Here is a 13,514-nt window from a genome sequence, read left to right as displayed (position 1 = left end):
CTTGTAGATCCCCCTAAATCCCCCTTCAAAAGGGGGACTTTGATTAATTTTTCCCACCTGATTAAGGGGGGTACGGGGGGATCTGGATAAAACTGATACTTCTCAGACATCCTCTGATAATTGATGAAAAAATGTACTTCTGTAGCTAATTGCTACAAAAAAAATATTCTGACTCCTTGATCTCCTGACTTCTTACATATAAGTTACATTACTGGCTGTTCCATAAACTGAGAATTTAAAGAATAATCAATAATTTCCGTATTCACACCATGTAAATGATACAACCTCAACTCATCACGTTGCTGCCAAACTGCAAAGATTTTATCTCTCCCATCATTAAGAGTTGCCATATCAATTTTATAGACTTTATAAACCCGTTTATCAACATTATTTACCTGTTGCAACTTCAAACCTAATAAACTTAAAAGTCGATTAAGTATCTTAATTCCTGAAACAGATGTTTTCTCTTGAGATATTTTCTCTTTCACTACATCAATACCCAAGGCTCGTTTAATATGTTTACTACTGTGAAGAGCAACATTTTTTAACCAAATAATATCACTATCATTTTCACTAAATACTCTTCCTGATTCCAGGAATTGTAACATACCCAATGCTCTTATAGCTTCAACCTTGAGAGTATAAGTCTTGATATCAGGTAAGAAAACCTTACCCTCACCCCAAGATAATTGTTTTTGCCACTCTTCCTGATCTCTACCATGAAAATATTCACTTTCATGAGTGAGATAATAATGAATTAACAATTGTCCATAATATCCTTTATCATCCCGCAATTTTAACCAAGGAGTTACTTCAATTCCATATCTATCTCTGAGAATATATTTATTAATTTGATTACGTTCTTCGTCACCGAGAGAATGTTTAGCTAATAGCTGTTCATATTCAACATAATCAATTTTCTTAGCTGTAGCCACAGCATTAGCAGCTATTAATTGATTTTCTTGTTTAATTTCCTTAATTTTACGTTTAATATCTTTAGCTTTTTGACGACTTTGCGCCCAATCTTTTTGGACTTTAAAAATTTCCATAATTAATCTTTTACGAGTTTCTACATCTTGGGCATCAGTGGCAAAAAAAGCCAAGCGTAAATCCCGCAGAATATTATTTTGTACAGCATTACTTCGCATAATAATTTTATGCCCGTCAGCTATTAATCCATCTTGTAAAGATTGACGATAAAGACTAATAGAAGCATTTACCCTAGCAGATAATTTTGCCCAAGTTCTTAAATGAATTGGATCATAAACTGCTGGTAAATCTACATCTATTTTATGTAAAGGACTGAGTAAAGCGAGATTTTCTTTTTGGTTTTCTTGATACCAATGAGATAGTAATTGATAATTGGTACTACCACTACCAATTAAACCGATACCGCGTTTAGCACACCAGACAACACGGGGAACATCATCCCGCACTCTTGCTAATGCTTGACGTGCTTCCGCGTCAGGAATTACCCCTTGAAAAATACCATAAACTCGGTCAAAATGTTGGACATCAATACTAATTCCTGTCCCCAAACTAGGAGTAACAAACACAGTATCATAATCAGTAATTTTTTGATTAATAGCCGCAATAAAATCAACTGCTGCATGGCCAGGAGTATTAGTAGTTTGACTACTAACAAGCAAAGTATCAGGAAATTGCTTTCTCAATTTCTGCAAACGTTCTTTAAGATAACCTTCAATGGTTTCACAACTATAACGTCCAGTGCGACTATCAGTAGTTACATAACATTTACGTCCGGCAATTAAATCTAATTCTAATTGATGAATTAGTGGTGTTGGGTTAGGTGAATCATAAAAAGTTACATCCCAACCTTTTTGGGGTTTCCATTTATTGACAACTACCCAAGGAGTAATTTTAGTTCCTGCTAAACCTTGTAAATATTCTAGAGAAACATCTGATAAATCAGCATCTTGGGCAATTATTAACCCTCCAGTTTTTATAACTGTAGCAATTAATTGTTGGAAGACTCCAAGAATTTTTACCCGTTTATTTTTACAAGTATTACTATTTAGTAGATGCCATAAAGATTGCTCAACTTCGTCTAATATTACTATAGCCCCTTGCCAATCTTGAGGATGCAATTTCCAAAGGGAATCAACGCATAAACCGAAAGATTTGGTAATTGGTATTTGGGGATGTTCTTCTATACTCCATGCTTCATGGTTAATTCCCCATTTAATGCCTATTTTTTCACATAAAAATTTTCCTAAAAGGATGCGATGAGTAATTAATAAAACGGGTTGATTACGACTTTTTGCTTGATTAACTATAGCTTCCAGTCCGGTAGTTTTTCCAGTTCCTTTAGCGGATTTTACTCCTACTAAACCAGAAGAGGGAAAAGGTATTTCTCCTAAATAAGCCAGGTTAACATTCAGTGCGGGAGAAATTGTTAATTCAGTGTGAGGTTTAGTTTGAGCCAGATAAATTTCTAAATCTACACTTTGACGATAAACTTTATCAAAATTAGCTGCACCTTTAGCAGCAATAAATTCATCAACGCCTTTTTCTGTTCCTGGCAGTTCCACAACTTTTACCGGACAGTTTTGTTGTTGAAATAAACAACCAAGTTGGGAAATAGCATTATTGACAGCAGCGATTTTATTTGCTTGAGTTTCAAAATCAAAACATATATAAAAATTGCGTTTTTTGGTAGCGAAAACTGCTAAGTCAGGTATGAGTTGACGACGGGTAACTTTACCTAAGTTATCTTTAACAACGCGATAACCGCTAGTAATTCCTGGAATAGCAATAGCAACATATCCTTGTGTTAATAAAGCTGCGGCTTTTTTCACACCTTCACAAATAATTATTGAGATATTACATTCCATCACCCATTGCCAAAAACCTTCCGCTTCACCATCATCAGCAATAGTGATATTTTGAGGCATATCCATATTGTAACGCTGGGCAACTTGCTGCCAAATTTTCAATGTCACCCGCAGACAAAATACCCGCGTTGGTGTGCTGGGAGGATGTTCATATTTAATAGACTTGCCTTTTTTATTTTGTCGGGGTTGGGATGGTTTAAAACATCCCCATTCCATTTTTTGCCAATTATTTAGGGGATCTCTTCCAGAACACCACCAACCACCTGCTGTAATATGGCTGTAACGCTGCAACCACGAACTTTTTACCATGCCAGTATTGGTGCGTGGTATTTGTTCCGATATAAGTAGGTACTGATAGGCGATCGTACCTTGGAGCGATATAAAATTTAGACGGGTTAAGTGTAAATCAATACAGCTATTTTGCACTAATTCTTCAAGGTGCTGGGGGTGTAAATAATCTACAAACATGGGCAGATGCACTAAAAGAAGAGATGGGGTAAGACAATGGAAATAAAACCTTAACACGCATTTGCTGATTTTTTATAAAAACTTTGCGCCATTTTGGCAAAAGTTTTATACTTTGTTTATGGCAATACTTCGGTGATTACAGAAATAGCTGATTTTTCTTATTAGATGGTAGAAATAATATTTTTGTATTGTGATATTTGTGCATGATTAATTTTTATTTATCAGTACATTTTTGGGCTAAATAGTAAACATATACTGTTCAGATCCTGGAATTGGTTAAATATAAATATATAGAGTATTTAGGAGTTGGCTGGGTAGTGAAGCATTTAATAAAGTCTATAAGATTGAATTTTTATCTTTATTATTCTTGCATTGATGGGTGTATTTTTCGGAAATATGGATTTCTAAATTTGGAAATTAAGTTGGCAGAAAATGTAAATGACTCAACTATTTGTTTCTAGCTATTGTATTAACCAGCAAGCGGTTGAGGGACTGATAAAAAAGCAATCAACTTCTAGCTTAAAGCAAATCCAATCAATCAAGATCAAGGAGTATTGAACCATGCAAGTAATCAACAATAACGAATTATTCACTCAAGTTGCTGCTGAAGAGTCTTCTGTTGTTAGTGGTGGTAATGCTATAGCTGGAGCAATTGCGCTTGGCGCAATTTTAACAGCTACTAATGGGACTCTAAGCCTAGCACAAGCTATTTTTGTACAAGCAGCAGCATTAGCAGCTTAACATCTTTTTAGCTTGTTTCATCAGATAAGGTGACGAATGCGCCTTCTCTCAACGGTAAGCTGAACCTGATACTAATTGCTTACTGTTGAGCTAGATGAGCGCGTTCAAGACACCTTACTCACGATTGCAAATTGTATTAACCAGCAAGCGGTTGAGGGACTGATAAAAAAGCAATCAACTTCTAGCTTAAAGCAAATCCAATCAATCAAGATCAAGGAGTATTGAACCATGCAAGTAATCAACAATAACGAATTATTCACTCAAGTTGCTGCTGAAGAGTCTTCTGTTGTTAGTGGTGGTAATGCTATAGCTGGAGCAATTGCGCTTGGCGCAATTTTAACAGCTACTAATGGGACTCTAAGCCTAGCACAAGCTATTTTTGTACAAGCAGCAGCATTAGCAGCTTAACATCTTTTTAGCTTGTTTCATCAGATAAGGTGACGAATGCGCCTTCTCTCAACGGTAAGCTGAACCTGATACTAATTGCTTACTGTTGAGCTAGATGAGCGCGTTCAAGACACCTTACTCACGATTGCAAATTGTATTAACCAGCAAGCGGTTGAGGGACTGATAAAAAAGCAATCAACTACTAGCTTAAAGCAAATCCAATCAATCAAGATCAAGGAGTATTGAATCATGCAATTAATCGAAAATAACCCATTATTCGCTGAACTTTCTGCTGAAGAATCTGTTACTGCTAATGGTGGCGATGTTTTAGAGTTGGCTAACATAACTAATAACCCCAACTTACTTAAGAACATACTAAGTTATGTACCACAAGAGATTCGCCAATTTTTCATCCCAAATTCCGCAGAATGACGGTTTCGGGTTATAGGTTTACATCCAAATTTAAAAGCCTGAAACCCTCACCATCAAATGATTTTAATCGTTGTTCAAGGGAACATAGTACAAGTAACAGCACTGACTATAAATTATAAACAGGTTGCAACTGTTCACTTCCCCTTGAAAACTTGCCGAAATATTTAATTTTTGCTAGAAACTCAGGGGGTAGGAAATAAATACTAAAGGGTGAAATATAAATTTCATCTTTTTTACCTTTATCCTTGACCTGATAGAAATTGTATTAATAAGCAAGCTGTTTAGTAGCTTAAAAGAAATTAATAAAATACTACATAAAAGCGAATATAATCAATTGATATCAAGGTGCAGAAAACTATGCAAATAATTGAAAATAAACCATTATTCATCCAGCTTTCTGCTGAAGAATCTGTTAATGTTAGTGGTGGCAATGCTTTAGCCGGGGCTTACACAATGGTTGCATTCTTTATAGCTAATGGTGGTGCATTCCTAACTCCAGAACAAGCGATTATAGTCATAGCAGTAACATTGACACAGGGAACATCTAGTTTTAATTTCTCTTCAAGCTTTTCTGAGAATCCCTCTCCAAATATCTCTCCTAACCTTTCTCCTACTCTTGAGATTATGTGAAATTATCTGAAATAATAACGACAGTGTTTATTTTGCTTTTTAACACGGTATCAGTATCTAAAATGAACAACAAAAGCTTTGTTAATGATGATAAAAATGTAACTTAACTTTTGATAACATAATTACTAAATATGAAATTATTGTAATTATTATCAATTTCTAAGTTTGTTTTAGGGATACTTCAGAGATAGCTAATTGAGTTTAACTGGGTTAATTACTGGGACATATTAATTATGTTCCAGTATTTTTTTACTTACTCAACACTTACAGGGGAAACGCATCTTATCAATAAGGGCGATTCAATCTCAATAACGACCAAAATATTCGCATTAACGACCACTTATTGACAATATTTTAGTCCATCACCATGATCCTGAAAAAATCAATCAAACGATAAATAGGGATTTATTGGTCTATACATTAAAACGGTATTTTGTCAATAAGATTTAGATGCGTTTCCCCTGTCAACACTTATGCAACTATAGTTAGTATATAAATTGTGCAATTGCTTTTTCTGAAAAAGGAAATCTAGTTTACCTAAAGCATTAATGTTTTATTATTTGACTGAATTTATAATCAAAATTATTCAATATACAAATACAAGTCATGGATGCTTCCTATTGAGTGAAAATCCCAGCAATATCAACATTGATAACTTATGAAATATACTCACGTTTCCCAACATAGTCAAGAAGATTGTGGTGCAGCTTGCTTGGCTGCTATAGCACAACATTATGGCAAGCATTTTACACTCAGCCGCATCAGAGAAGCCGTAGGTACAGGACAATTTGGTACAACTTTATTAGGACTACAACGGGGAGCAAAAACACTAGGTTTCAATGCTTCACCAGTCAAAACTTCTCCCGAACTTTTAAACAGATTAAATGAAGCACCTTTACCTGCAATTGTTCATTGGAAAGGTAATCATTGGGTAGTATTCTATGGTAAAAAAGGCAGACAATTTATCATATCTGATCCAGCAGTAGGTGTCCGCTATCTATCTGAAAAAGATTTAGTAGAGGGTTGGACAGATTGGTTAATGCTGTTATTAGAACCCGATCCAGAAGAATTTTTCAAAGCAGAAGATGATCAAATTGGTGGTTTTTGGCGTTTCTTCAAGCGCGTGTGGAATTTCCGCACTATTTTAGCTCAAGCTTTACCTCTGAACTTGCTTTTAGGATTATTATCTTTAGCCTCTCCTTTTCTATTACAAATTCTTACCGATGATGTTTTAGTGCGTGGAGATACTAAACTACTGACTACTATGGCGATCGCTGTAGTGGTAATGAACCTAATTTCTAGTAGTCTTTCTTGGGTTCAGTCTAATTTAATTGCTCACTTTGCTCAACGTCTACAATTAGGATTAGTCCTAGAATTTGGCAGACAAATATTACGCTTACCACTTTCTTATTACGAAGCTCGTCGTAGTGGAGAAATCGTTAGTCGTCTCCAAGATATTAACCAAATAAATCAATTAGTTACTCAAGTTGTCGTCAGTCTACCCAGCAAATTTTTTATCGCCTTAATTTCCTTTGGTTTCATGGCTTTTTATAGCTGGAAACTAACTTTAGTAGCTATCTGTATTGCTGCTTTAATGACCATAGCTCCATTAATATTCCAGCCTACATTACAACAAAAGACCCGTGAACTATTAGTTAAAGATGCAGAATCGCAAGGTGTGTTAGTAGAAACCTTTAAAGGTGCATTAACTCTCAAAACTACCGCCGCTGGTTCCCAATTTTCCGAAGAATTTCAATCTCGATTTAGTAAGCTTGCCACTTTGACATTACGCACAATGCAAATTGGCATTATTAATAATACCTTTTCTAGCTTTGTTTCTGCAATTGGCAGTATTGTTTTGCTCTGGTTTGGGGGTAATTTAGTCATTAACCCAGATGAAAACCTAAGTATTGGGCAGCTATTAGCCTTTAATTCAATGAATGGTAATTTTCTAGGTCTAATAGCTACTGTTATCAGTTTTGTTGAAGAATTTACCCGTGCCAAAACAGCCGTACAAAGATTAACAGAAGTTATTGATGCTACTCCAGAAAATGAAAATGACGGCAGAAAACCATTTGCAAAAATTCCTGGTGATGCTGACATAATTTGTACAAATATCAACTTTCATTATGCAGGTAGAATTGACCTTTTAGAAGATTTTTCCTTAACCATTCCCGGTGGTAAAGTTGTGGCTTTAATTGGTAAATCTGGATGTGGTAAAAGTACCCTGGCTAAATTAATTGCTGGTTTATATCCTCTCCAGTCTGGCAATATCCGCATTGGACTTTATAACCTGCAAGACCTTTCTTTAGACAGTCTCCGTCAACAGGTGGTACTTGTTCCCCAAGATGCCCATTTTTGGAGTCGTTCTATTGTGGAAAACTTCCGTTTAGGAGCGCCCTACGTTACGTTTGAGCAAATTGTCAGAGCTTGCCAAATTGCTGGTGCTGATGAATTTATTAGTAAATTACCGGAAAAATATCAAACTATTTTAGGCGAGTTTGGCGCTAATATTTCCGGTGGTCAACGTCAAAGATTAGCCATAGCTAGAGCTATTGTTACAGATCCACCAATTTTGCTCTTAGATGAATCCACAGGTGGACTTGATCCTGTCAGTGAAGGGCAAGTTTTGGATCAATTATTTGCACATCGTCGGGGTAAAACAACAATTTTAATTACTCATCGTCCCAAGGTAATTAATCGTACTGATTGGATAGTTTTGCTAGATCAAGGAAAGTTAAAAATACAAGGTTCTTTGCAGGAGTTAAAGGTAAAAACAGGGGAGCATTTAGATTTTTTAATTCCCTAATTCAACATAATTAAATTATCAGGTACTTATGCTCTACACTCATAATCAAAAATTTATTCCTTCAGGAGAAAATGATGAGTTTCTTCCTCCTATTAGTCGTTGGACATCTTTAGCAGGAATATTTCTCATTGGTACTGTTGTGACTGGGATTACGTTATCTTCATGGATTAAATATAATGTCACCGTGAAAGCAGTTGGTACTGTGCGTCCTACGGGTGAAGTTCGTCTAGTACAACCACAAATGGAAGGAACAGTTAAAACCATTTTAGTCAAAGAAAATCAACCTGTGAAAATAGGAGATGTAATTGCTAATTTGGATAATGAACAATTACTAATTAAAAAAAGTCAACTGCAAGGTAATATTCAACAAGGTGGTTTACAACTAATTCAAATAGATGCACAAATTCAGAATTTAGATAATCAGATGTCCGCAGAAAAAAAAGTGATTGAAACTGTTATTGCTACTGCAAAAGTAGATTTAGCCCGCAACCAACGGGAATATCAAGAACGAAAAGTTAATACTAACAGTGAATTTCTAGCTTCAGAGGCAAGTTTGCAAAAGGCTAAAACCGATTTACAAAAAGCTCAAGCTGATTTAGAATTTGCTAAATTAGACCGCGATCGCTATGAGCAATTATCAAAAATTGGCGCAATTGGGAGACGAGAATTTGAACAAAAACAATTAGTTGTGCAACAAACACAATTAAGACTACAAGCTGAACAAAAGTCATTTGAAATAGCTAAAATTAAACTCCAATCAGCTAAAGCAGCAGTAAATCCAACTCCTGCAACAGTGATGATGGCACAAGAACGTATTGCCCAAGAAACTGCTAAAGGCGAAGCTAATATTGCTAGTTTAAATAAAGAGAAACAAGCATTACTTGAGCGTCGCGTGCAATTACAAGTCCAAATTAATCAATCACAAAAAGAACTGGAACAAGTGGAAAATCAGATTCGCAAAAGCAGTATTTTTGCTACTAGCAATGGTATTATACTCAAGCTAAATTTACGTAACCCAGGTCAAGTAGTGCGTGCTAGTGAATCTATTGCTGAAATTGTTCCTAATAATTCTTCTCTCTTTATTAAAGCTATGATTCCTACGAATGAAATTAAAAAAGTCGCCGTTGGGCAAAAAGTTCAATTGCGTGTTAATGCCTGTCCATATCCTGATTATGGGACTCTTAAAGGGGTTGTTAAAACCATTTCTCCTGACGTAATTACAACCCAAAATAATAACACAGGTATAGCAACAGCTAGTAATTATTTTGAAGCAACAATTGAACCGGAAACTCTTCAATTTGGGAATAGTAATCACCAATGTTATATCCAATCAGGAATGCAAGTAAAAGCTGATATTATTTCCAGAGAAGAAACAGCATTACAATTTATGCTGAGAAAAGCAAGATTAATTACTGATTTATAAGCAGGTAGATGGAAGCAAAGAATAAAAATGTAACGTAAGAAGTTAGGAGTCAGGAGTCAGGAGTCAGGAGTCAGAATATTTGTTTGTAGCCAATACTTTTCGGTTAAGATTTTGTTCGCATAGCGTGCATTCCCCCAACCGCCCTTTTTAAGGGTGATATAGAGGGATCTCTAATACGTAATTTTTGTTAACCGAACAGTATTGCATTACAGTTACTCAAGTCATAAAAATTGTCAAGTTTATGACCTATGAACAAAGAATTAAAGAAGCATTACAATGGTGGTCTTATAGACAATCCATAAAACTGTTTCAGGAAGCAGAAAAAATCCGGGACAGTTTGTTACAAGAAACTTTCACCATCCGTCGCAGTTTAGATGTATTAAAAATAGATCATCCAAATTTATTAATTCAGAATTGCTATGAACACACCAAAAAAATTGATAATTTTCATCATTCTTTAGTTCAATTGAGCGATCGCCTGTGTCCAGTGTATATTCAAGAGAGTTTACCACTCTCAATCCAGTGCTTATTAGCTCCCTGGGTAGCATCTTATTCTCATGTCTATTTTCATATTGATATGCCAGCATATTGGCAACATGAGTCTGTAGAAGGTAGTCTCATAATTCTACGAGCTTTAGAAGAATTATTAATAATAACTTTGCGAGAAAATTCTACACCTATTGCAATTTATATCAGTTTACAATTCAAAGAAAATACAAAAAAAATAACTGTCAGAATCACCTATTCTGATCTATCTAACCTAACATCTTATTCCTATCTACCGGAATTAAATTATCTGAGTGATAGCCTAGAATTTTTAATGTCTGGGCAATGCTTTTACAACAGTAGCAATCTTAGGATAGCTTGGTATTTTTGTTGGTAGGTGTTATTGTCTAGCCAATATTTTCACCAAAATAATTATATTAATTCAGTAAAATTATCCGGGGTAAGGGTGACATCCCTCATAGCAACTAAACCAACATAAATACAATTTAGGAAAAGCTAATTTTTATTCAGTATTGAAGATGGAACAAATTTTATCAGCCAATAAATTGCTGAAAATTTTGGTAATTGATGATCACGAATCAGTGTTAAGTGGAACAATTGACATTCTCAAAAAAAACTATCCTAGTGCTGAATTTATAACCGCAATTAATGTCAATAATACTCTTGAACAACTTACCAGTTTTCAGCCTGATTTGATAGTTATGGATCTTTCAATTCCCGAAGAAAAAGGACTGACTGCGCGACCTGACAACGGTATCCAACTGTTAAAAATTTTGATGCAAAAATATCCTCACTTAAATATTGTTGTCCAAAGCGCCCATGCGAGGACATTGGTACGTATTCGTTTGGATATTGATAGTCACAAAGGAGGTTTTACTATTGCTGATAAAAGCCTCTCAACCCAGGAAATGTTAACAAGAGTAGATTGGGCATTACAAGGATTAACTCATACAAAAGATATCAAAGGAATTTACTCAGGATTAGAAGTAAAACCCGAATGGTTAAAAGTCCTAAATTTGGCTTTTCAAGAAGGATTACAAGATAAAGCAATTGCTGAAAAAATGTGTGTATCTGAGCGCATGGTGCGTCATTATTGGAGTAAGTTACAAGATGCTTTAAACGTTTACCCAGAGGAAGGTAAAAATATCCGTATTCAAACAGAAAATAAAGCGAGATCAGAAGGGTTGATTGATTAATGATTACTGATAGCTGAATACTAACAAATAACCATTTCAATTCTGTCAATTTTCAATTTTCAATTGTCAATTGTCAATTAATATTTAAAGCTTATGCAGTCTAAATTTTGGATGAAAATGAAATCGGGATGGCAAAATATCTGGATGTTAAACACATATCCAGTCACAAATATTATAGTGATTAGTATTGTCATCTCTAACTTAGTCAGTGCCAGTTATGTACTATTAACTTGGGGTTGCTTAATTCCAAAATTTTCCGCAATTATAGTCTTAGCTTTAAATGCTATAGCTATCACAGGTATATATCACTATAGCCAAATCGTTAAATCGGGAATTAAAGCTAGAAAAGCGATGATTGAAGTTGCATTTGAAACCATCCATAACGGACCACTACAAACTCTCAATAGGGTTTTAAGATTGGTGAAGTTACAAGATTTATCAATTAAGAAAATGCTACCGGAGTTAGAAAAAGACCTAGAAAATTTAAACCAAGAATTAAGGGGAATTTATGAATTTTGGCAACAGGAAAACCTCACACATCAAGAAATAAACCTTTACTTAGGAAACAGTATAATTATCAATTTACAAGAACCTCTGCACGAAATTCTCTATCAAGTTTATAGTCACACCTTAGAAAGAGATTTTCCTTGCTTTAGAACCATCAAATTAAAAATTCGTAATTTTGAACCTATAGACGAAGACTGTTTAACTATTGAAGACAAACGAGGAATTTGCCGATTTTTGGAAGAAGCTTTGTGTAATGTCGGTAAATATGCAATGGGAGTAACCTGTCTCAAAGTTGCTTGTTCTTTCTCTATGGGTTGGTACACACTAAGTATTGTAGATGATGGTTTAGGCGTTAACTCATCTAGGAGGGAAGGTCAGGGAACAAAACAGTTTAAAAATTTAGCCCGACAAATTAAAGGTAAATTTCAACGCCTTCCCATGTATCCTCAAGGAACTATTTGTGAGTTATCTTGGCCTGGTTATCTTGTGAGTTATCATAGATAAATCCTCATTTTGAGTTAGAGGAAGGCTAGAAAACGCTGTGCAAATAACATTTTTAGGAACAAGTTCCGGTGTACCTACAAGATCACGTAATGTTTCCAGTGTGGCACTGAGATTACCACAACGGGCAGAACTATGGTTGTTTGACTGTGGTGAAGGTACACAGCATCAAATTTTGCGGAGTGATCTGAAAATTAGCCAACTCTCCCGAATTTTTATCACCCATCTCCACGGAGATCATATTTTTGGCTTGATGGGACTTTTAGCCAGTTGTGGTTTAGCTGGTAATGTGGAACGAGTTGATATCTATGGTCCTGCTGGGTTAAATGAATATCTGCAAAGCGCCTCACGTTACTCACACACCCATTTTTCTTACCCCATCAAAGTACATACTGTTCAACCAGGGGTAATTTACGAAGATAATGAATTTATTGTTAGCTGTGGTTTGTTACATCACCGCATTACAGCTTTTGGTTATCGTGTAGAGGAAAAAGACAGAACCGGACGCTTTGATGTGGAAAAAGCCAAAACTTTACAAATTCCTTCTGGTCCTATTTATGGCAAACTTAAACGCGGTGAAACCGTAACCCTGGAAGATGGAAGAGTAATTAATGGTAGTGAATTATGTGGCCCTACGGAAATTGGCCGCAAGTTTGTCTATTGTACAGATACTGTTTATTGTGATGGTGCTGTCAAATTAGCCCAGGATGCAGATGTATTAATTCATGAAGCTACCTTTGCCCATCAAGATGCAGATATGGCTTTTCAAAGATTACATTCTACCAGCACAATGGCAGCACAAACAGCATACACCGCTGGTGTAAATCAATTAATTATGACTCATTTTAGTCCTCGTTATACTCCTGGTAATGCTATTGAGTTAAAAGATTTGTTGAAGGAAGCCCGTGCGATTTTTCCTAATACTATCATGGCGCATGATTTTATGATTTATGACATACCTAGAAGGCGAGAAGTTGTGAATTAGAATTTAGTACAGCAGGAGTCAGGAGTCAGGAGTAAAACTCTCTCTTTGTCTAGGTTTCAAGTTATATTCTGGG

11 protein-coding genes are annotated in these 13,514 nt (G+C 35.4%); 10 read left to right on the top strand and 1 reads right to left on the bottom strand.

Going from position 1 to position 13,514, the window contains the following annotated elements; translation table 11 throughout:
* Positions 1 to 203: 203 nt before the first annotated feature.
* Complete coding sequence (locus IQ237_RS00530; protein WP_194051161.1) at positions 204 to 3,323, bottom strand: plasmid replication protein, CyRepA1 family; 3,120 nt, start codon at positions 3,321 to 3,323, stop codon at positions 204 to 206.
* A 561-nt stretch (positions 3,324 to 3,884) separates the two neighbouring features.
* Here IQ237_RS00530 and IQ237_RS00525 point away from each other — a divergent pair.
* The 10 genes from IQ237_RS00525 (at position 3,885) to IQ237_RS00480 (ending at position 13,441) form a co-directional block, all read left to right on the top strand.
* Entirely contained in the window at positions 3,885 to 4,064 is a 180-nt protein-coding gene (locus IQ237_RS00525) for a hypothetical protein (RefSeq protein ID WP_194051155.1), read from the top strand.
* A 228-nt stretch (positions 4,065 to 4,292) separates the two neighbouring features.
* Positions 4,293 to 4,472, top strand: coding sequence for a hypothetical protein (locus IQ237_RS00520; RefSeq protein WP_194051155.1), 180 nt, complete (start codon positions 4,293 to 4,295; stop codon positions 4,470 to 4,472).
* A 228-nt stretch (positions 4,473 to 4,700) separates the two neighbouring features.
* Positions 4,701 to 4,883, top strand: a complete 183-nt coding sequence (locus IQ237_RS00515; protein WP_194051153.1) for a hypothetical protein — start codon at positions 4,701 to 4,703, stop codon at positions 4,881 to 4,883.
* Between the two features lie 345 nt (positions 4,884 to 5,228).
* A complete protein-coding gene (locus tag IQ237_RS00510) occupies positions 5,229 to 5,513 on the top strand; it encodes a hypothetical protein (RefSeq protein WP_228019435.1) in 285 nt (94 codons plus the stop codon).
* A 658-nt stretch (positions 5,514 to 6,171) separates the two neighbouring features.
* Positions 6,172 to 8,322 (top strand): peptidase domain-containing ABC transporter, encoded by a 2,151-nt coding sequence (locus IQ237_RS00505; RefSeq protein ID WP_194051149.1) that lies wholly within the window; start codon positions 6,172 to 6,174, stop codon positions 8,320 to 8,322.
* A 28-nt stretch (positions 8,323 to 8,350) separates the two neighbouring features.
* Positions 8,351 to 9,745, top strand: a complete 1,395-nt coding sequence (locus tag IQ237_RS00500; protein WP_194051147.1) for an HlyD family secretion protein — start codon at positions 8,351 to 8,353, stop codon at positions 9,743 to 9,745.
* 241 nt (positions 9,746 to 9,986) lie between these two features.
* The gene (locus tag IQ237_RS00495; RefSeq protein ID WP_194051145.1) at positions 9,987 to 10,628 is read left to right on the top strand and encodes a hypothetical protein; all 642 of its coding nucleotides are present in this window, start codon (positions 9,987 to 9,989) and stop codon (positions 10,626 to 10,628) included.
* 142 nt (positions 10,629 to 10,770) lie between these two features.
* Positions 10,771 to 11,448 carry a response regulator transcription factor gene (locus IQ237_RS00490; protein WP_194051143.1) on the top strand — a complete coding sequence of 226 codons (678 nt, stop codon included), beginning with the start codon at positions 10,771 to 10,773 and terminating at the stop codon, positions 11,446 to 11,448.
* Between the two features lie 93 nt (positions 11,449 to 11,541).
* Positions 11,542 to 12,459 carry a sensor histidine kinase gene (locus IQ237_RS00485; protein WP_194051141.1) on the top strand — a complete coding sequence of 306 codons (918 nt, stop codon included), beginning with the start codon at positions 11,542 to 11,544 and terminating at the stop codon, positions 12,457 to 12,459.
* A 37-nt stretch (positions 12,460 to 12,496) separates the two neighbouring features.
* Positions 12,497 to 13,441, top strand: coding sequence for a ribonuclease Z (locus IQ237_RS00480; protein ID WP_194051139.1), 945 nt, complete (start codon positions 12,497 to 12,499; stop codon positions 13,439 to 13,441).
* Positions 13,442 to 13,514: the final 73 nt, after the last annotated feature.

Origin of the sequence: Sphaerospermopsis sp. LEGE 08334, assembly GCF_015207205.1 — a bacterium.
In the GTDB taxonomy this organism is placed as follows: domain Bacteria; phylum Cyanobacteriota; class Cyanobacteriia; order Cyanobacteriales; family Nostocaceae; genus Sphaerospermopsis.
Note: the sequence above shows the minus strand (reverse complement) of the source record. Positions and strands in the feature narration are given on the sequence as shown.

Coding starts and splice junctions, on each gene's coding strand:
- IQ237_RS00485 (WP_194051141.1), top strand. CDS start 11,542: ATGCAGTCTAAATTTTGGATGAAAATGAAATCGGGATGGCAAAATATC.
- IQ237_RS00520 (WP_194051155.1), top strand. CDS start 4,293: ATGCAAGTAATCAACAATAACGAATTATTCACTCAAGTTGCTGCTGAA.
- IQ237_RS00495 (WP_194051145.1), top strand. CDS start 9,987: ATGACCTATGAACAAAGAATTAAAGAAGCATTACAATGGTGGTCTTAT.
- IQ237_RS00505 (WP_194051149.1), top strand. CDS start 6,172: ATGAAATATACTCACGTTTCCCAACATAGTCAAGAAGATTGTGGTGCA.
- IQ237_RS00525 (WP_194051155.1), top strand. CDS start 3,885: ATGCAAGTAATCAACAATAACGAATTATTCACTCAAGTTGCTGCTGAA.
- IQ237_RS00515 (WP_194051153.1), top strand. CDS start 4,701: ATGCAATTAATCGAAAATAACCCATTATTCGCTGAACTTTCTGCTGAA.
- IQ237_RS00490 (WP_194051143.1), top strand. CDS start 10,771: ATGGAACAAATTTTATCAGCCAATAAATTGCTGAAAATTTTGGTAATT.
- IQ237_RS00530 (WP_194051161.1), bottom strand. CDS start 3,323: ATGTTTGTAGATTATTTACACCCCCAGCACCTTGAAGAATTAGTGCAA.
- IQ237_RS00500 (WP_194051147.1), top strand. CDS start 8,351: ATGCTCTACACTCATAATCAAAAATTTATTCCTTCAGGAGAAAATGAT.